The following is an 18,236-nucleotide window of genomic DNA, read 5'->3' on the forward strand; positions in this document are numbered from 1 at the left end:
CGGACGGCGGAGGTACCCATGGCGCGCTACGACGCCCCCACCCACTGGCAGTCCCGCTACGACCACTTCATCGGCGGCGAGTACGTCAAGCCGCACGGCGGCCAGTACTTCGAGAACCCGACCCCGGTCACCGGCCAGACCTTCTGCGAGGTGGCCCGCGGCACCGCCGAGGACGTCGAGAAGGCTCTCGACGCCGCGCACGGCGCCGCCGACGCCTGGGGACGCACCTCGGTCGCCGAGCGGGCGCTCATCCTCAACAAGATCGCCGACCGGATGCAGGACAATCTGGAATCCCTCGCCGTCGCCGAGACCTGGGAGAACGGCAAGCCGGTACGGGAGACGCTGGCCGCCGACATCCCCCTGGCGATCGACCACTTCCGCTACTTCGCCGGGGCGATCCGGGCCCAGGAGGGCAGCCTCGGCGAGATCGACGACGACACCGTGGCCTATCACTTCCACGAGCCGCTCGGCGTCGTCGGGCAGATCATCCCGTGGAACTTCCCGATCCTGATGGCGACCTGGAAGCTCGCCCCGGCGCTCGCCGCCGGCAACGCGGTGGTGCTCAAGCCGGCCGAGCAGACCCCGGCCTCCATCCACCACCTGCTGTCGCTGATCGCCGACCTGCTGCCGCCCGGCGTGGTCAACGTGGTCAACGGCTTCGGCGTCGAGGCGGGCAAGCCGCTGGCGTCCTCGCCCCGGGTGGCGAAGGTGGCGTTCACCGGCGAGACCACCACCGGGCGGCTGATCATGCAGTACGCCAGCGAGAACATCAAACCCGTCACCCTGGAACTGGGCGGCAAGAGCCCGAACATCTTCTTCGACGACGTCAGCGCTGCCTCCGACGACTTTTTGGACAAGGCGCTCGAGGGCTTCACCATGTTCGCCCTCAACCAGGGCGAGGTCTGCACCTGCCCGTCCCGGGCGCTGATCCAACAGGGCCACTACTCGGACTTCCTGGCCGCGGCGGTCTCTCGCACCGGCGCGATCAAACAGGGGCACCCGCTGGACACCGACACGATGATCGGCGCACAGGCCTCCAACGACCAACTGGAGAAAATCCTGTCCTACCTGGACGTCGGCCGGCAGGAGGGCGCTCGCGTGCTGACCGGCGGCTCGCGCGCCGATCTCGGCGGCGAACTCTCCGGCGGGTACTACGTCGAGCCGACGATCTTTGAGGGCGACAACTCGATGCGGATCTTCCAGGAGGAGATCTTCGGCCCGGTGGTCTCGGTAACCTCCTTCGCCGACCTCGACGACGCCGTGAAGATCGCCAACGACACCCTGTACGGCCTCGGGGCGGGTGTCTGGACCCGGGACATGAACACCGCGTACCGGGCCGGACGGTCGATCCAGGCCGGGCGGGTCTGGACGAACTGCTACCACGCCTACCCGGCGCACGCCGCGTTCGGCGGGTACAAGCAGTCCGGGATCGGCCGGGAGAACCACAAGATGATGCTGGAGCACTACCAGCAGACCAAGAACCTGCTGGTCAGCTACTCCACCAAGAAGCTCGGCTTCTTCTGATGGGTGCCGTCTCCGACGGTGCCGCGGCGCCCGGTTCGCCGGGCGCCGCGGCGCCGCCGCCCGTGACGGTCACGCCCGCCGCGGCCGACCTGATCCGGTCGCTGCGGGGGCGGCACGGGCCGCTGATGTTCCACCAGTCCGGCGGCTGCTGTGACGGCAGTGCCCCGATGTGCTACCCGGCCGGCGAGTTCCGCACCGGCGGCTCGGATGTCCTCCTCGCGTCGCTCGCCGTGGACGGCGTCTCCGAACCCGTCGAGTTCTGGATGTCGAAGTCCCAGTGGGAGCTCTGGAAACACACCAGGCTCACGGTCGACGTCGTCCCCGGCCGAGGCAGCGGCTTCTCCCTGGAAGCGCCGGAAGGAGTCCGCTTCCTCATCCGCTCCCACCTCGCCTCCTGACTCGGTCAGCTCGCCGCCGGGCGCAGTATCGACGACGTCCTCGCCGCCTACCCATACCTGGAGCGCGAGGACGTCGTCGCCGTTCAGGCGATCTGGCGAAGGTCGTTGCCGTAGTCGAAGATGATCCGCAGCCGGGCACCGAGGGCGTTGGCGTAGCGGCTCAGCGTGGCCACCTCGTTGACATCGAGGTCACCGTTCTCGATCTGGCTGACCCGTCCGGGTGTGACACCCATGAGATCGGCGACCTGCCGCTGCGTGAGCCCCAGCCGCTTGCGTTCCTCCCCGAGGTGGAAGGCGCTCACCCACGCCTCCGTGCGGGCCCGCTCTCGCTCGTAGGCCGCGTCGTCACCGCCAAGCTCCTGACGCACGTCGTCCCAGTCGTAGAACTCGGTCACGACTCCCCCTTCGCCCACGCATGGAACAACTATAGCCCGAGCTAAACAAGAAACAACGAACCGGGGTCAGCGGGCGTCGAGGAGGGGTTGCTTCGGGTCCCAGGGGGTGCCGGTGGCGGCGTCGCGGCGCCGGCGGGCGATCGCGGACAGGGCCTCCAGGACCACCCGGTTGCCGAGGTACGCGGTGATGTCGGCGTGGTCGTACGGCGGGGCGACCTCGACCACGTCCACGCCGACCACCGGCAGCTCGTAGCAGACCCGGCGCACCGCGTCGAGCAGCTGTCGGGAGGTGAGGCCGCCCGGTTCGGGGGTGCCGGTGCCGGGGGCCATGCCGGGGTCGACCACGTCCACGTCGACGGAGAGGAAGACGCCCTCGCACTCGTCCACCGCGATCTCGAAGGCCTCCGACAGGCACTCGTCGAGGCCCCGGGCGACCACCTCGGTCATCTCGTACGACCGCATCCGCTGCGCCGCCATCCAGGACAGCGTCTCCGGCCCGGGCCAGTAGCCGCGCAGGCCGATCTGCAGGAAGCGGTCGCCGCGTACCGCGCCGGACTCGATGAGCCGGCGCATCGGCTGGCCGTGCCCGTGCAACGAGCCGAACTCGATGTCCCCGGTGTCGGCGTGCGCGTCGAAGTGCACCAGCGACACCCGGCCGAGCCCGTGCTGGCGGGCCACCCCGGTGGCGTCGGGCAGGGCGATGGAGTGGTCGCCGCCGAGCACGATCGGGATGGCACCGGCCGCCGCGACGGCATGCACCGCCTCCTCCAGGGACGACAGGGACCGCTCGATGTCGCCGGAGAACATCTCGACGTCACCGGCGTCGTACACCCGGAGGTCCTGCAGGGCGTCGACGCGCAACGCCAGAGACGGGCGGGAGCCGTCGTGCGGCAGGTAGCAGGCCTGCCGGATGGCGGACGGACCGAACCGGGTGCCCGGCCGGTGCGAGGTGCCCCCGTCGAAGGGCGCACCGACGATGACGACGTCGGCGTCCGCGTACGTCACCGGCTCCTCGATGGTGCAGGGCGGCACCCCGAGGAAGGTGATGTCGGGGCCGAACATCGGGCCGTAGCGGGTCACCGCTCCTCCATCCCCCACGGCGAGCCGTAGCCGGTCAGCAGGTCCAGGAAGGGCACCGGCGGCAGCGCCTCCGGACCGAGCACCCCGGCGCCGGACCAGACGCCGGTGGCGAGCAGTTCCAGGGCGACGACCGGGTTGACGGCCGTCTGCCAGACCACGGCCTGGTGGCCGTACTCCTTCATCGACCAGTCGTTGTCGACAACGTGATAGAGGTAGACCTCACGGGGCTCGCCCGCCTTGGAAAGGCCGCGGACCCAGGTGCCGGCGCAGGTCTTGCCGTGCATCCGGTCGCCGAGGGTGGCGGGGTCGGGCAGGCAGGCGGCCACCACGTCGCGCGGCGACACCGAGGCGTCGCCCACCCGCACCGGAGCGGTCGAGTCCAGGCCCAGCTTGTGCAGGGTCTTCAGCACCTCGATGAACTCGTCACCGAGGCCGTACTTGAAGGTGACCCGCTTCGCCTTCACCCAGCGCGGGATGAGCAGCACCTCCTCGTGCTCCACGTTCACGCACTCGACCGGGCCGATACCCTCCGGGAAGTCGAAGACCTCGGGCTCGCTGAACGGCGGCGTCGTGTACCAGCCGCGGTCGGCCTCCCAGATCACCGGCGGATTGAGGCACTCCTCGATGGTGGTCCAGATGGAGAAGGACGGCGCGAAGTCGTACCCGTCGACGGTGAGGTTGGCGCCGTCGCGGACGCCGATCTCGTCGATCTCGCTGAACAGCTCGTCGGCGGCGTACCGGGCGAAGACGTCGGACAGGCCGGGCTCGATGCCGATGCCGCAGAGCGCGAGCCGCCCGGCGGCGGCCCACTGTTCGGCGACCGCGAACTGGTCGTCGCCGAGCTTCACCCCGGTCTCCGCGTGGGGCCGGGACGGGTGCGGGTGGGACAGCGACATCGCCATGTCGAGGTAGTCGGCCCCGGCGGCGAACGCGCCGTCGAAGATCGGCATGACGAAGCGCGGGTCGACCGCGTTGAGCACATGGGTGATCCGGTGCTCCCGGCAGAGCGCGGCGACCGCGTCCGCCGACGACGCGTCGACGTGGGCGGCGACGAAACGGCCGTCGAGCTCGGCGATCGCCCGGGACGCGCGGCCCAGGTCGTAGTCGGCGACCACCACGGTCTCGAAGAAGGAGCGGCGGGCGGCGATGGCGACGGCGGCGGAGCCGACGCCACCGGCGCCGACGAGCAGGATGCGCATCAGGAATCGAACCCCAAACCAAGACGATCGAGCGTACGGAGCCAGAGGTTGCGTCGGCCCTCGCGCGCGTCGGCGCGGGCGAGCGACCAGCGGGTGAGGTTGATGCCGGTGGCCCGGAGGGGCTCCGGCGGGAACGGCAGCGGTTTGCTGCGCACGAGGTCGAGCCGGGTCAGCGGGGTTTCCGCTCCGCCGAGCAGGTCGAGCATCACCCGGGCGCCGAACCGGGTCGCCCCGACGCCGAGCCCGGTGAACCCGGCCGTGTACGCCAGCCGCCCGTCGTAGGCGGTGCCGAAGAACGGGCAGAACCGGGTGCAGGTGTCGATGACCCCGCCCCAGCGGTGGCTGAAGCGGAGGCCGTCGAGCTGCGGGAAGGTGGTGTGGAAGTGTTCGGCGAGGGCGGCGAAGGTGGCCGTCCGCTGTTCCAGCTCGGGCGCGATCCGGTTGCCGTAGTGGTAGACCGCGTCGTAGCCGCCGAAGAGGATCCGGCCGTCGGCGGTGATCCGGTAGTAGTGGAACTGGTTGCCGGTGTCCGCGAGCCCCTGCCGGTTGCCCCAGCCGATGGCGTCCCGCTGGGAACGTGTCAGCGGCTCGGTCATCAGCGCGTAGTCGTACACCGGGACCAGCCAGGCCCGCAGCCGGCGCAGCAGCGGCGGGAACGCGTTGGTGGCGAGCGCGACCTGCCGGGCCCGGACGCTGCCCGGGGCGGCGTCGGCGCCGCCGGCCGTGCCGAGCCGCAGCGCCGCGCCGTCGCGGCGCAGGCCGGTGACCCGGGTGTGCTCGTGGATCCGCACGCCGAGGTCCAGACAGGCCCGGCGCAGCCCCCAGGCCAGCTTCGCCGGGTCGAGCATGGCCACCCGGTCCCGGTCCCACAGCCCACCGAGGTACGTCGGCGAGTCCACCTCGGCGCGGACCTCGTCGCGGTCGAGCAGGCGGACGTCGTGGCCGTACCGGCGGGCCAGCTCGGCATCCTCGGCGAGCCCGGCGAGCTGGTACGACTCGACGGCCACCGCCAGCTCGCCGGTGCGCTCGAAGTCGCAGTCGATGCCGTGCTCGGCGACCGTGGCGGCGATGCCGTCCAGGTTCTCCCGGCCGAGCCGTTCCAGCTCGCCGATCTCGCCGGGGAAGCGGTCGACGCCGTTGGCCAGCCCGTGGGTGAGCGAGGCGGCGCAGAACCCGCCGTTGCGCCCGGACGCCGCCCAGCCGCAGGTCCCGGCGTCGACCAGGAGCACGTCGCGGTCCGGGTCGGCCTGCTTGGCGAGCAGGGCGGTCCACAGCCCGGCGTACCCGCCGCCGACGACCAGCAGGTCGGCGGTGTGCGTACCGGTGAGCGGCGGCAGCGGGTCGGGGCGTTCCGGGCGGTCGAGCCAGTACGGCACGGGCGCCGCGTCGGCCAGCGCCCGGCCGGTATGCGGGAGGTTCATGACCGGCGCTTCGCCCGCCTGCCGCGCAGCGAGCCGAGCCCGACCAGCAGCAGCGCGATCACGAACATCGCCGTGCCGATGACGTTCACCTGCGGCGGGATGCCGCGCTGCGCGGCCCCCCAGACGTACATCGGGAAGGTGACGGTGGTGCCGGCGTTGAAGTTCGTGATGATGAAGTCGTCGAAGCTGAGCGAGAAGGCGAGCAGCGCGGCGGCCACGATGCCGGGGAGCACCAGCGGCAGGGTGATCCGCCGGAACGTCTGCCACTCGCTGGCGTACAGGTCCATGGCGGCTTCCTCCAGCCGGCGGTTCATGCCGGCCAGCCGCGCCTTCACGGTCACCACCACGAACGACACGCAGAACATCACGTGCGCGATGACGATGGTCCAGAAGCCCTGCGGCACCCCAGCGGCGACGAAGAGGGCGAGCAGCGAGGTGCCCATCACCAGTTCGGGGGTCGCCATCGGCAGGAAGATCAGCAGGTTGATCCCGGAACGACCCTTGAACCTGTGCCGGACCAGGGCGAAGGCCATCAGCGTGCCGAGCACCGTGGAGACCACGGTGGCGATGAAGCCGATCTGCACGCTGCGCACCACCGCGTCGCACATGTCGGAGGTGGCGCAGGGGTGCGTCCAGTTGTCCAGGGTGAACTCGTTGAAGTCGTACGACAGCCGGCTGGACGGGCGGTTGAAGGAGAGCCCGGCCACCACGAAGATCGGCAGCGACAGGTAGCCCAGGACCAGCAGGGCGACCCCCATCACCCAGCGGTCGGCGAGCCAACGGGAGATTCTGAGCAGGCCTTCATTCGCGACTGCGGGGCTCCGCTTCGCTGCACTCCTCGCGCTCATCACAGCACCTCCTCCGTGCCGGCCTTGCGCAGGTAGACGAAGACCACCGCGAGGATCGCCGCCATCAGCAGGAACGACAGGGCCGCGCCCTGCGGGTAGTCGAGCCGGACCAGGAACGCCGAGTCGATGACGTTGCCGATCATGTATTCGTTCGGGGTGCCGAGCAGCTCGGCGTTGATGTAGTCACCGGTGGCCGGGATGAAGAAGAGCAGCGTGCCGGCGATCAGGCCGGGCATCGACAGCGGCAGGGTGATCTTCCGGAACGACTTGAGCGGGCTGGCGTACAGGTCGCTCGCCGCCTCCAGCAGCCGGTAGTCCAGCCGCTCCAGGCTCGCGTACAGCGGCAGCACCAGGAACGGCAGGAAGTTGTACGTCAGGCCGAGCACCACCGCGACCGGGGTGGCCAGCAGCCGGCCGTCCGGCCCGAGCAGGTGCACGTCGCGCAGCAGCCCGACCAGCGCGCCGTTGTCCGACAGGATGGTCTTCCAAGCCAGGGTGCGGACCAGGAAGCTGGTGAACATCGGCGCGACCACGCAGACCAGCAGCAGGTTCTTCCACCGGCCGGCCTTCTGCGCGATGGCGTACGCCAGCGGGTAGCCCATCAGCAGGGCCAGCACCAGCGCGATCGCCGAGTAGACGAACGACCGGACGAACTGCGGCCAGTACGCCTGCAACGCCTCCGGGTAGTTGCCGAACGCCCAGGTCAGCGCGTACCCGGTGGAGAGCGAGCCGCTCGGGTCGTAGAGGCTGGCCGCGGCGAGCTGGAGCAGCGGCAGGGCGAAGAAGATCAGCAGCCAGGCCGCGCCCGGCAGCAGCAGCAGGTACGGCAGCAGCCGGTACCGCCCGCGCCGGGCCGGCGGCGGCGCCGCCGGCCCGGACGAGGTGGGTACGTGCGCGAGGGCGGTCATGAGAGCAACCCCACCGCCGGCTCGTCGAGCAGCGGGGTGGTGCGGTCGTCCTCGCCCGGCTCCCGAGGGAGCAGGAACGCGTGCCGCGGATCCCAGTACGCCACCACCGGGGTGCCGACCGGCACCTGCCCGCCGAGGCCGCTGTTCGCCGCGAACGCCGACAGCTCGCTGCCCCAGGCGGTCTTCACCAGGTACTGGGTGCTCACCCCGACGTAGGAGGCGTCGGTCACCACGCCGCCGACGTACTGGTGGCCGGCCGGCACCTCGGCGGCGGTCCCGACCAGGTGCAGCTTCTCGGGACGTACCCCGAGGAAGACCGGTCCCCGGTCGAGGCGGGCCCGCGCGGCGGGCACCGAAAAGCGCCCGCCGTGCGCGGAGACCAGCACGTCGGCGCCGCTCGTCCCGCCGGCCTCGCCGGCGAGCAGGTTGGACTGGCCGAGGAAGTTCGCCACGAACGCGGTGGCCGGGAACTCGTAGAGTTCGGCGGGGGCGCCGAGCTGCTCGATCCTCCCGGCGTTCATCACCGCGACGGTGTCGGCCATGGTCATGGCCTCCTCCTGGTCGTGGGTGACGTGCACGAAGGTGATGCCGACCTCGGTCTGGATCCGCTTCAGCTCGATCTGCATCTGCCGGCGCAGCTTGAGGTCGAGCGCGCCGAGCGGCTCGTCCAGCAGCAGCACCTGCGGGTGGTTGATCAGGGCGCGGGCCAGCGCGACCCGCTGCTGCTGCCCACCGGAGAGCTGGGCGGGTCGGCGCTGGCCGTACCCCTCGAGCTGCACCAGCGCGAGCATCCGGTCGACCTGGTCGGTGACCTTGCGGATGCCCCGCCGGCGCAGCCCGAAGGCCACGTTCTCGTTGATGTCCAGGTGCGGGAAGAGCGCGTAGTTCTGGAACACGGTGTTCACCGGTCGCTTGTACGGCCGCAGCCGGGCGATGTCCCGGTCGCCGAGCAGCACCTGCCCGCTGGTCGGCTCCTCGAGCCCGGCGATCATCCGCAGCGTGGTGGTCTTGCCGCAGCCGGACGCGCCGAGCAGGGCGAAGAACGAGCCCTGCGGGATGGTCAGGCTGAGGTCGTCGACCGCGGTGAAGATGCCGAACTTCTTGGTCAGGTTGGCCAGCCGCAGGTCGCCGGCCGGTGCCTCGTGTCCCATCGTTCTCACGCCCCGATGACCTGCTGGAACTTGGCCTCGTAGTCCTTCTCCTGTTTCTCGTCCAAGGCCATGAAGACCTTGGACTTCGACAGCATCGCCTCGTCCGGGAAGATCAGCGGGTTGGCGGCCAGGTCGGGGTCGATCTTCTCCATCTCGGCCTGCGCGCCCTTGACCGGGCAGATGTAGTTCACGTACGCGGCCAGCTTCGCGGCCACCGCCGGGTCGTAGTAGTAGTTCATCAACTCTTCGGCGTTGGCCTTGTGGCTGGCCTTGTTCGGCACCAGCATGTTGTCCGACCAGAGCATCACGCCGGACTCGGGCACCACGAACTTGATCTTCTCGTCCTCGAAGCCGAGCTGGATCACGTCGCCGGACCAGCCGATGCACGCGGCGATGTCACCCTTGGCCAGGTCCGGGGCGTAGTCGTTGCCGGTGAACTTCCGGATCTGCTTGGAGTCCACGGCCCTCTTGAGCTTGTTCAGCGCGTCGTCGAACTGCGCGGTGGTGAAGTTCGCCGGGTCGTGACCGTTGGACTGCAGCAGCAGGCCCATGGTGTCCCGCATCTCGGACAGCGCGGTCACCTTGCCCTTGAGGTCGGGGCGGGTGAGCAGGTCGTCGACGGTGCGGATCTCCTTGGCCACCTTGGCGTTGTAGGCCAGGCCGGCGAGGCCGGACTGCCACGGGATGGCGAGCTGGCTGTCCGGGTCGAAGGAGCGGTTGCGCAGCGAGGGCAGCAGGTTGGCCTCGACATTGGGCATCTTGGCCTTGTCCAGCTTCTGGATCCAGCCGAGCCGGATCATCCGGGCCGCCATCCAGTCGGTGAGGACCATGACGTCCCGCCCGGTGGCCTGGCAGCCGGCGAGCTGGTTCTGCACCTTGCCGAAGAACTCGTTGTTGTCGTTGACGTCCTCGGTGTAGGTCACCTGGATGCCGGACTTGGCGATGAAGGCGTCGAGCGTGGGGCGCTTCGACTCGTCCTTCTCGTCGACGTCCATGTACTGCGGCCAGTTCGAGAAGGCCAGCTTCTTCTCCGTGGCGGAGAGGTCATCGCTCTTGCAGCCGGCCTCGGTCTGCTGGGCGCCCTTCGTGCCGCAGCCGGTCAGCGCGCCGGCGGTGGCCAGCAGTGCTGCCGAGCCGAGGGTGCCGGTGAGCAGACCACGCCGGGTGAGGGGCCGGAGGGGACTACGCATGTGACGACTCCTAGGGGGGTCATCGTCGGCGGCGGGACGGGGGTGGCGCGCCGGCGGGAGGGTCAGTGGCGATGGACGACTGATCCTGACATGGTGTGACCTTCCTTACAAGGGATTCCGTTGCGGGAATAGCAATGGGCGACGAATTACGCCACACTGCGGCGGGGCACTACGCTCAGCCCCAAGGAATCGGACATGGGGAGCGGCGATGAACAACCGGCACCTGGAGACTGGCAACGGCTCGCGCCGCGTCACCGTGCGCGAGGGTGCCAGTCACGCTCTGCTGGACGACGTGGCCAAGCAGATCATCGAGCAGCTCCAGGAGGACGGCCGTCGCCCGTACGCGACCATCGGCAAGGCGGTCGGCCTCTCCGAGGCGGCGGTCCGCCAGCGGGTGCAGCGACTGCTCGACGCCGGCGTCATGCAGATCGTCGCGGTGACCGACCCGCTCCAGCTCGGCTTCCCCCGGCAGGCGATGATCGGGCTGCGCACCGACGGTGACCTGGAGGCCGTGGCCGACCGGCTCGCCGGGTTCGAGGAGATCGACTACGTGGTCATCACGGCCGGTTCGTTCGACCTGCTGGTCGAGGTGGTCTGCCGCAACGACGCCCACCTGCTGGAGATCCTGCAGAAGCTGCGCGCCGTCGAGGGCGTGCTGGCGACCGAGGCGTTCGTCTACCTCAAGCTTCGCAAGCAGACCTACACCTGGGGCACGGCCTGATACGGAATCCGTTGCTGTGGTTAACAGCAATCGCTGAATCCGTTGCGTCAGGCCCCTAGTACTTGCGTTATCAGCATCCGTTGTGCGATAACCGTGGTCAGAGCGGCCGGTGATCACCCCTGACCGGCCCGAGACCCGATGGGGCTGACATGGCCAACGCCACCGACCACCTCTGGATGCACTTCACCCGGATGGCCAGCTACTCCGACGGCGAGGTGCCGACCATCGTGCGCGGCGAGGGCGCGTACGTCTGGGACTCCCGGGGCCGCCGCTACCTGGACGGACTCGCCGGGCTCTTCGTCGTCAACGCCGGCCACGGCCGCACCGAACTGGCCGAGGCCGCCGCCAAGCAGGCCGGCGAGCTGGCCTACTTCCCGCTCTGGTCGTACGCCCACCCGAAGGCCGTCGAGCTGGCCGAGAAGGTGGCCTCGCTCGCCCCGGGCGACCTGAACCGGGTCTTCTTCACCACCGGCGGCTCCGAGGCCGTCGAGGCGGCGTGGAAGCTGGCCCGGGCCTACTTCAAGCGCACCGGCCAGCCGAACAAGCACAAGGTGGTCAGCCGCTACATCGCGTACCACGGCACCTCGATGGGGGCGCTGTCGATCACCGGCCTGCCCGGCATCAAGAGCGACTTCGAGCCGCTGGTGCCCGGCGGCATCAAGGTGCCGAACACCAACTTCTACCGCGCCCCCGAGCACGGCGACTCCCCCGAGGCGTTCGGCCGCTGGGCCGCCGAGGAGATCGGCCGCGCCATCGAGCGGGAGGGGCCGGACACCGTCGCCGCGGTCTTCCTGGAGCCGGTGCAGAACTCCGGCGGCTGCTTCCCGCCGCCGCCCGGCTACTTCGAGCGGGTCCGCGAGATCTGCGACGCGTACGACGTGCTGCTCGTGTCCGACGAGGTGATCTGCTCGTGGGGCCGGCTGGGTGAGTACTTCGGCGCCGTCCGGTACGGCTACCAGCCCGACATCATCACCACCGCCAAGGGCATCACCTCCGGGTACGCCCCGCTCGGTGCGATGATCGCCAGCGAGCGGCTGATGGAGCCGTTCCTCACCGAGACCGGCATGTTCGCCCACGGGGTGACCTTCGGCGGCCACCCGGTCTCCTGCGCGGTGGCCCTGGCCAACCTGGAGGTCTTCGCCCGCGAGGACCTGATCGGTCACGTCCGGGCCAACGAGGGCGCTTTCCGGTCCACCCTGGAGAAGCTCAACGACCTGCCGATCGTCGGCGACGTCCGGGGTGACGGCTACTTCTACGGCATCGAGCTGGTCAAGGACAAGGCCACCAAGGAGACCTTCGACGAGGCCGAGTCGGAGCGGCTGCTGCGCGGCTTCCTGTCCAGCGCGCTGTTCCAGGCCGGCCTCTACTGCCGCGCCGACGACCGGGGCGACCCGGTGGTGCAGCTCGCCCCGCCGCTGATCGCCCAGCAGCAGCAGTTCGACGAGATCGAGCAGATCCTGCGCGCCGTGCTGACCGAGGCATGGGCCCGGCTCTGACCGGCGGGCCCTGGTCGGACGGGGCCGGCTCCCGGGACACCGGGGACCGGCCCCGCCGCGTAGGGCCAGCCGACGTCGGCGCCGGGCCCCCCGCCGGCAGCGACGGGGACCGGGCCGCGAGCAGCGATCCCGCCCGCCCGGCCGTCGCCGCTCCCGACCCATCGGGCGGCGGGCGCGCCGTCGGTGGCACCGACCGGACCCGGGTACGCCGCCTGCCCGACCTCGCCGTCCGCGACCGGGCCACCCTGCACGCCGTCCTCGACGCCGGCCGGGTCGGGCACCTGGCCATCACCGACGGCACCCAGCCGTACGCGCTGCCGGTGGCGTACGCCCGCGACGGGGACCGGGTGCTGGTGCACGGCTCCACCGGCAGCCGGCTCTTCCGGCACCTGGCCGCCGGCGCCCCGGCCTGCCTGACCGTCACCCTGCTCGACGGCCTGGTGCTGGCCCGCAGCGCCTTCGCCTCCTCGATGAACTACCGGTGCGTGATGGCGCTCGGCCGCCTCGTCACGCTCGACGGCGCGGAGAAACTGGCCGCCCTGGAACGTCTCTCCGACCACCTGCTGCCCGGGCGCTGGGCGCAGATCCGGCCGCCGTCGGCGAAGGAGCTGGCCGCCACGCTGATGCTCGCGCTGCCGCTCGACGAGTGCTCGGTGAAGGTCAGCGCCGGGCCGCCGGACGACCCCGACGACGACCTGGCGCGGCCGGTCTGGGCCGGCGTGGTGCCGGTGGTCGAGTCCCTCGGTGTTCCGCAGCCCGACCCGCGGCTGCGCCACGACCTGCCCCCACCGGAGTGGTGATGCGCTACCAGGAGCTTTCGTACTGGCTGTCCAGCGTGGACGAATCGCTGAGCCCGCGTCCGGCGCTGCCCGGCGACACCGACGCCGACGTGGTGATCGTCGGTGCGGGCTACACCGGCCTCTGGACGGCGTACTACCTGGCCGTGGCCGACCCGTCGGTGCGGATCGTCGTGCTGGAGTCGGAGATCGCCGGGTACGGCGCCTCCGGCCGTAACGGCGGTTGGTGCTCCGCCCTCTTCCCCACGTCGCTGCCCGCGCTGGCCCGGCGGCACGGCCGGGACCGGGCCCTGGCCATGCAGCGGGCCATGCAGGAGACCGTCCGCGAGGTCGGCCGGGTGGTCGCCGCCGAGGCCATCGACTGCGACTGGCGGCCCGGCGGGACGGTGGTCCTGGCGCGCTCCGCCGCCCAGCTCGGCCGGGCCCGGGCCGCGGTCGAGGAGTCCCGGGAGTACGGCCTGTCCGACGAGGACCTGGTGCTCCTCGACGCCGACCAGGCCACCGCCCGGTGCGCCGCCGACGGGGTGCTCGGCGGGACGTACACCCCGCACTGCGCCGCCGTGCATCCGGCCCGGCTGGTCCGCGGGTTGGCCCGGGCGGTCGAACGCCGTGGGGTGCGGATCTTCGAGCGGACGCCGGTGACGGCGGTCCGGGCCGGCGCGGCGGTGACGCCCGCCGGGGTGGTCCGGGCGCCGGTGGTGGTCCGGGCGACGGAGGGCTTCACCCCGGCCCTGCCGGGGCAGCGGCGGACCGTCGCGCCGGTCTACTCGCTGATGGTCGCCACCGCGCCGCTGCCCGCCTCGACGTGGGCGCAGATCGGCCTGGCCGAGCGCGAGACGTTCTCCGACTACCGGCACGTCATCATCTACGGCCAGCGCACCGCCGACGGTCGATTGGCCTTCGGCGGGCGGGGCGCCCCCTACCACTTCGGCTCCCGCACCGCCCCCGGCTACGACCGGGAGCCGCGGGTGTTCGCCGCGCTGCGCCGGGTGCTCGGCGAACTCTTCCCGGTGCTCGGGCCGGACCTGCCGATGACGCACACCTGGGGCGGGCCGCTCGGCGTGGCCCGGGACTGGGCCGCCTCGGTCGGCCTCGACCGGGCGTCCGGGCTGGCCTGGGCGGGCGGCTACGTCGGCGACGGCGTCGGCACCAGCAATCTCGCCGGCCGTACCCTCGCCGACCTGATCCGCAACGAGCAGAGCGACCTCACGGCCCTCCCCTGGGTCAATCACCGCTCCCCGCGGTGGGAGCCCGAACCCCTACGCTGGCTGGCGGTCAACGCCGGCCTGAAGCTGATGTTCTCCGCCGACGAAGCCGAGCTGCGCTCGGGCCGCCCGTCCCGCCGCGCCGCCACCTTCTCCCGCCTCCTCGGCCACTGACGGCCCTGCCCCCAGCCCGCCCAGCGCGGCCTGGCCTCGGTTGATCATGAAACTGTTGCCGCGACACGCCGACAGTCCCGGCAATAACTTCATGATCAACGCGGCGACCCGCGGACCCCGGGTTGGGGTTAGTGGGTGGGGGGGATTACGCGGAGGTGGCCACGGCGGCCCGTGGGGGGATTCTGGTGGAGGTCGTGGTCGTTGTCGGGGGGGCGCGGGGGTGCGGGGCGGGCGGCCTCGCGGACGGCCTCGGCCAGGGCGACCAGGTCGTCGGTGGTGGGCGGCGGCGGCTCGAACTCGCCCTCGTGCCGGACGACGTCCCAGCCGCGCGGGGCGGTCAGGTTGCGGGCGTGCGGCTCACAGAGGTCGTACGTGTGCGGCTCGGCGAAGGCCGCCAGCGGGCCCACCACGGCTGTCGACTCGTTGTAGACATAGGTCAATGTGGCGACCGCTTGCCGGGGGCAGCCGTTACGGGAGCAGCGCCGTGGTGACCTCACGTGCGGCAGGGTATCCCCATTACCGGGTCCGGCGCACCGCTTCGCGACGCGACACGCCCGTCACGGTGATCACAATCCGTCCGATCGGCGCACCGGCACGCCGCACCAGCGCCGCAGCGGCGGGCCGACCGGGGGCGGGGGCTACCCTCTTCCTCATGACGAGCCCGGAACACCGCCGCCCCGGCTCCGGCCGGCGCACCCACCGCGACCGCCACGGTCGAGGGCTGCGCGGGCGGCTGGTGCCGGCCACCGTGCCGCTGGCGCGGACCAAGGCGGAGGTCTTCGACGACCTGGTGCTGGACACGGTGGAGACGCTGGAACGCCGCTTCGCCAAGGAGCTGGCCGGCGTCGAGTTCGCGGTCGAGGACGTCCCGCCGGACCTGAATGTCTACGACTCCGACGTGCTGGAGGACGGCGAGGTGCCGCTCGCCCGGCTGCTGCCGGGCCGGCCGGGCCGGCAGGAGGTGCCGCCGCGGATCGTCCTCTACCGGCGGCCGCTGGAGTTCCGGGCGATGGACCGCGAGGACCTCGCCGACCTGGTGCACGACGTGATCATCGAGCAGGTGGCGAACCTGCTCGGGGTCGACCCCGACGAACTGGCCTGAGGCCCGATCTCTGTCGCGTCCCCGACGCCCGCCGTCAACGGCCAACGCCCGGGCCGGCCCCCGCCGGCCGGGCTGTCGTCCCGAGCCGGGCGGCCCCCACCGCCCCGGCCCGGCACCGTCTCAGGCGGCGACCCGCCGCTTGAGCTTGCGCCGCTCCCGCTCGGAGAGCCCACCCCAGATCCCGAACCGCTCGTCGTGGCCGAGAGCGTATTCGAGGCACTCCGTCTTCACCTCGCACCGCGAGCAGATGCGCTTCGCCTCGCGGGTCGAGCCGCCCTTCTCGGGAAAGAACGCCTCCGGGTCGGTCTGCGAGCAGAGCGCCCGCTCCTGCCACTCCGGCGCGTTTCCGAGCAGGTCGGCCACCTCAAGCTGGCCGTCCATCAGATGCCTCCTTGTCGCGCACCGGCGTCATCGCCGCTGCAACCCCCCACGCGAAAGGCGTGCTTGTCCGTCCGGTCACATTTTGTTGCGTTCGGCGCGAACAACCCCATTCAAATTACACGCGTGTAATGCGTGCGCCGTCAAGCTGAACTTGATAATGGAGTCGCCCTCCCGACACGTTCCGGGCGACTGACCGAGCCACCCGAGCCTCGCAACCTGCCCTATCGATTCAGACCCCGGACGAGTAACGCCCTCTCCGGCGAGTTGCCCGGCTTTTCTGCCGTGGCGTACCCCGTGACGACACCGCCGGAGACCCCCGGTGGAGGCTCCGGCGGGCCGTACCCGGGCGGCCGGTGCGGCAGTGTCCAAGATCAGCATTGTGGTGGGGCAAAGGTTAACCCGAGTCCGCCCCGACCGCCCGTCGAGCCGCAAACGCCGACAGCGCCCCGTCCACGAAGTGGGACGGGGCGCGGCGGTCGCAGGGGCTCCGAGGATCAGCCGAGCCCCGGCGGAGAGCTGGTCGGCCAGACGAATTCGGCGATCGACCCACCGGCCACGGAGATCGCTCCGGCCGGCGTCCGATCGTCCCACCAGACGGTATAGAGGCCTGCCTCAAGATCCGGGTAAACGGCACTGTGGAACACCCCGTCGCGGACGTGGCGCTCCCGCACCGCCGAGTGCGTACGCCGCTCCTCGCCGTCCCGGCTGATCTCGATCTCCCGGCCGTGCAGGTCCCGTCCGGTGTAGATGATCAACGCGCCGGAATTCCCGCCGAGGTTCAGCATGACGCTGCCGCTGCCCGTCGGCCCGTCGGCATGGTGGTGGTGCTCGGGCACGACCCGCTCCTCAGGACTTCGACGCCGGCGGGTTGTTGAACCCGTCGTACGGGGTGCCCAGGAACGGGAAGTCACCCAGGAACGGGGCCGTCACGTCGGCGGCGCTCAAGCCCGGCGTCACCGCCGCCGCCGCGGCGTCCGGCTTGAACGCCTTGTCCACCAGGGGCACGGTCACCCCGGCGATGGCCCGCAGCGCGATGCTCACCACGTCGTCGCCGACCCGGCGGCCGTTCGGGAAGCCGGCCAGGTCGCCGCCGAGCACCCCGAACCGGTCCGGTTTGCGGTTCGGTTTGATCGCCGTGTTCAGCCGCAGCATGTCGGCCTGGACGCCGCCGGTCGCGTTGGTGAAGCCGTCGATCAGTCCGGCCGGGATGCCGGTCAGCAGGATCGCCAGCAGGTCCGCCCGCGGCTTCCTGGACCTGTTCAACGCGTCCAGATTCCCGAAGACGCCCGGGTAGAGCGCGGGCAGCAGAGCGGCCAGCTCCGGCTGCTCGACGAACCGGGCGAACCGCTTGTCCTCCGCGGGCGGCAGCGTGTTCCACAGGTCCTTCTTGGACATCGGCACGATGACCTCGTTGAACAGCGGATTGCCGAGCCGGGAGACCTGGGTGAAGGGGCCAGCGGCGGTGTCCGCGGCGACCTGGTCGCCGAGCACCCGCACCTGCTGGCGCGACGCGGTCGTCCACACCCCGATCGTCGAGGCGGGGTCGGCGTAGCCGTACCGGCTGGCCTTGCGGCGGACCTTGCTGAGCGGCACCTGCACGGCGATGCTGTGCACGTTCATCCGGTCCAGCGCGTTGACCGGCTCCCCCTCGGCCTTGAAGATCTTCTTCCCGGCCACGTGCAGCTGCTGGAACGGCCGCAGCGTACCCAGGTCGAAGATCGCGCCGAGGTCGACGAAGAAGCCGTCCGCGCGCTGCCCGGCGAAGACCTTCTCCCCGGTGGAGAGGCGGTACGTGGCCTGCCGGACCAGGTCGTGGTACTTCGGGGTGGAGAGCGGACCGACGTTGCACGGCGGGCAGGGCAGCTTGTGCGCCAGGACGTGTTCCTTGCCGTCGGCCACCCGGGTCAGCCGGTAGAACTGCCGCCGGTTCCAGTTCTTGCTGTCCAGCGACTCGATCGGCCCGGTGTTGTAAAGAAAACTGTTCGGATTCGTGATCTCGGTGCTGAATTCGAACCGGTACGTCACATCGGGATAGCCGTCGCCATCGTTGTCGATATGAATCTCGTACCGCACGTCGTCGCCGAACTCGAAGAAGTTCGGACCGCCCGAGGGGAGCTGCAACGGCACGTAGTTGGCGATCAACGTGACCGTGTCCGGATGATCGGGACTGACGAACGCGTACAGGTCGGAGCTGTCGGCGACCGGATCCTTGGCTATCTCCGGGGCTTCACGGTGGGAGGACATGG

Annotated in this window: 20 protein-coding genes; 8 read left to right on the forward strand and 12 right to left on the reverse strand. The window is 70.9% G+C overall.

Annotated features, from left to right (window positions below):
- The first annotated feature begins 18 nt into the window (after positions 1-18).
- The 3 genes from adh to OG799_RS24070 are packed head-to-tail and all read left to right on the forward strand — an operon-like array spanning position 19 to position 2,036.
- Positions 19-1,524 carry an aldehyde dehydrogenase gene (adh, locus tag OG799_RS24060; protein WP_406037757.1) on the forward strand — a complete coding sequence of 502 codons (1,506 nt, stop codon included), beginning with the start codon at positions 19-21 and terminating at the stop codon, positions 1,522-1,524.
- Positions 1,524-1,922 (forward strand): DUF779 domain-containing protein, encoded by a 399-nt coding sequence (locus OG799_RS24065; RefSeq protein ID WP_406037759.1) that lies wholly within the window; start codon positions 1,524-1,526, stop codon positions 1,920-1,922. The genes adh and OG799_RS24065 overlap by 1 nt, the downstream gene beginning before the upstream one ends.
- Before the next feature lie 27 nt (positions 1,923-1,949).
- Positions 1,950-2,036 carry a hypothetical protein gene (locus tag OG799_RS24070; protein WP_406046385.1) on the forward strand — a complete coding sequence of 29 codons (87 nt, stop codon included), beginning with the start codon at positions 1,950-1,952 and terminating at the stop codon, positions 2,034-2,036.
- Here OG799_RS24070 and OG799_RS24075 read toward each other — a convergent pair.
- From OG799_RS24075 to OG799_RS24110, 8 genes are all read right to left on the reverse strand, one after another.
- Positions 2,006-2,317 (reverse strand): helix-turn-helix domain-containing protein, encoded by a 312-nt coding sequence (locus OG799_RS24075; RefSeq protein WP_406037761.1) that lies wholly within the window; start codon positions 2,315-2,317, stop codon positions 2,006-2,008. The genes OG799_RS24070 and OG799_RS24075 overlap by 31 nt on opposite strands.
- A 66-nt stretch (positions 2,318-2,383) precedes the next feature.
- Complete coding sequence (gene speB, locus OG799_RS24080) at positions 2,384-3,397, reverse strand: agmatinase (protein ID WP_406037763.1); 1,014 nt, start codon at positions 3,395-3,397, stop codon at positions 2,384-2,386.
- Positions 3,394-4,596, reverse strand: coding sequence for a saccharopine dehydrogenase family protein (locus OG799_RS24085; protein ID WP_406037765.1), 1,203 nt, complete (start codon positions 4,594-4,596; stop codon positions 3,394-3,396). The genes speB and OG799_RS24085 overlap by 4 nt, the downstream gene beginning before the upstream one ends.
- Entirely contained in the window at positions 4,596-6,017 is a 1,422-nt protein-coding gene (locus OG799_RS24090; protein ID WP_406037767.1) for an NAD(P)/FAD-dependent oxidoreductase, read from the reverse strand. The genes OG799_RS24085 and OG799_RS24090 overlap by 1 nt, the downstream gene beginning before the upstream one ends.
- Complete coding sequence (locus OG799_RS24095) at positions 6,014-6,865, reverse strand: ABC transporter permease (RefSeq protein WP_406037769.1); 852 nt, start codon at positions 6,863-6,865, stop codon at positions 6,014-6,016. The genes OG799_RS24090 and OG799_RS24095 overlap by 4 nt, the downstream gene beginning before the upstream one ends.
- On the reverse strand, positions 6,865-7,773 hold the full coding sequence (locus OG799_RS24100) for an ABC transporter permease (RefSeq protein ID WP_406037771.1): 909 nt from the start codon (positions 7,771-7,773) through the stop codon (positions 6,865-6,867). The genes OG799_RS24095 and OG799_RS24100 overlap by 1 nt, the downstream gene beginning before the upstream one ends.
- Positions 7,770-8,924, reverse strand: a complete 1,155-nt coding sequence (locus tag OG799_RS24105; RefSeq protein ID WP_406046386.1) for an ABC transporter ATP-binding protein — start codon at positions 8,922-8,924, stop codon at positions 7,770-7,772. The genes OG799_RS24100 and OG799_RS24105 overlap by 4 nt, the downstream gene beginning before the upstream one ends.
- Before the next feature lie 5 nt (positions 8,925-8,929).
- Positions 8,930-10,114, reverse strand: a complete 1,185-nt coding sequence (locus OG799_RS24110; RefSeq protein WP_406037773.1) for a spermidine/putrescine ABC transporter substrate-binding protein — start codon at positions 10,112-10,114, stop codon at positions 8,930-8,932.
- 208 nt (positions 10,115-10,322) lie between these two features.
- Between OG799_RS24110 and OG799_RS24115 the strand changes: the two genes are divergently transcribed.
- From OG799_RS24115 to OG799_RS24130, 4 genes are all read left to right on the forward strand, one after another.
- Positions 10,323-10,835, forward strand: coding sequence for an Lrp/AsnC family transcriptional regulator (locus tag OG799_RS24115; RefSeq protein ID WP_406037775.1), 513 nt, complete (start codon positions 10,323-10,325; stop codon positions 10,833-10,835).
- Between the two features lie 149 nt (positions 10,836-10,984).
- Complete coding sequence (locus tag OG799_RS24120; RefSeq protein ID WP_406037777.1) at positions 10,985-12,331, forward strand: aspartate aminotransferase family protein; 1,347 nt, start codon at positions 10,985-10,987, stop codon at positions 12,329-12,331.
- A complete protein-coding gene (locus OG799_RS24125) occupies positions 12,316-13,131 on the forward strand; it encodes a pyridoxamine 5'-phosphate oxidase family protein (protein ID WP_406037779.1) in 816 nt (271 codons plus the stop codon). Before OG799_RS24120 ends, OG799_RS24125 begins: the two co-directional genes overlap by 16 nt.
- A complete protein-coding gene (locus OG799_RS24130) occupies positions 13,131-14,507 on the forward strand; it encodes an NAD(P)/FAD-dependent oxidoreductase (protein ID WP_406037781.1) in 1,377 nt (458 codons plus the stop codon). The genes OG799_RS24125 and OG799_RS24130 overlap by 1 nt, the downstream gene beginning before the upstream one ends.
- 128 nt (positions 14,508-14,635) lie before the next feature.
- Here OG799_RS24130 and OG799_RS24135 read toward each other — a convergent pair whose 3' ends face one another.
- Positions 14,636-15,004 carry a DUF3499 domain-containing protein gene (locus OG799_RS24135; protein ID WP_406037783.1) on the reverse strand — a complete coding sequence of 123 codons (369 nt, stop codon included), beginning with the start codon at positions 15,002-15,004 and terminating at the stop codon, positions 14,636-14,638.
- Between the two features lie 155 nt (positions 15,005-15,159).
- On the opposite strand from OG799_RS24135, the gene OG799_RS24140 reads away from it, so the two are divergent.
- Complete coding sequence (locus OG799_RS24140; protein WP_088963879.1) at positions 15,160-15,609, forward strand: metallopeptidase family protein; 450 nt, start codon at positions 15,160-15,162, stop codon at positions 15,607-15,609.
- A 120-nt stretch (positions 15,610-15,729) separates the two neighbouring features.
- Here the strand turns inward: OG799_RS24140 and OG799_RS24145 are convergent, their stop codons facing one another.
- The 3 genes from OG799_RS24145 to OG799_RS24155 form a co-directional block, all read right to left on the reverse strand.
- Entirely contained in the window at positions 15,730-15,990 is a 261-nt protein-coding gene (locus OG799_RS24145) for a WhiB family transcriptional regulator (RefSeq protein WP_013284161.1), read from the reverse strand.
- Between the two features lie 494 nt (positions 15,991-16,484).
- The gene (locus OG799_RS24150) at positions 16,485-16,826 is read right to left on the reverse strand and encodes a phospholipase (RefSeq protein ID WP_406037786.1); all 342 of its coding nucleotides are present in this window, start codon (positions 16,824-16,826) and stop codon (positions 16,485-16,487) included.
- A 10-nt stretch (positions 16,827-16,836) separates the two neighbouring features.
- Complete coding sequence (locus tag OG799_RS24155) at positions 16,837-18,234, reverse strand: DUF4331 domain-containing protein (RefSeq protein WP_406037788.1); 1,398 nt, start codon at positions 18,232-18,234, stop codon at positions 16,837-16,839.
- Positions 18,235-18,236 lie beyond the last annotated feature (2 nt).

It is taken from the genome of Micromonospora sp. NBC_00898 (assembly GCF_045207895.1).
Classification (GTDB): domain Bacteria; phylum Actinomycetota; class Actinomycetes; order Mycobacteriales; family Micromonosporaceae; genus Micromonospora.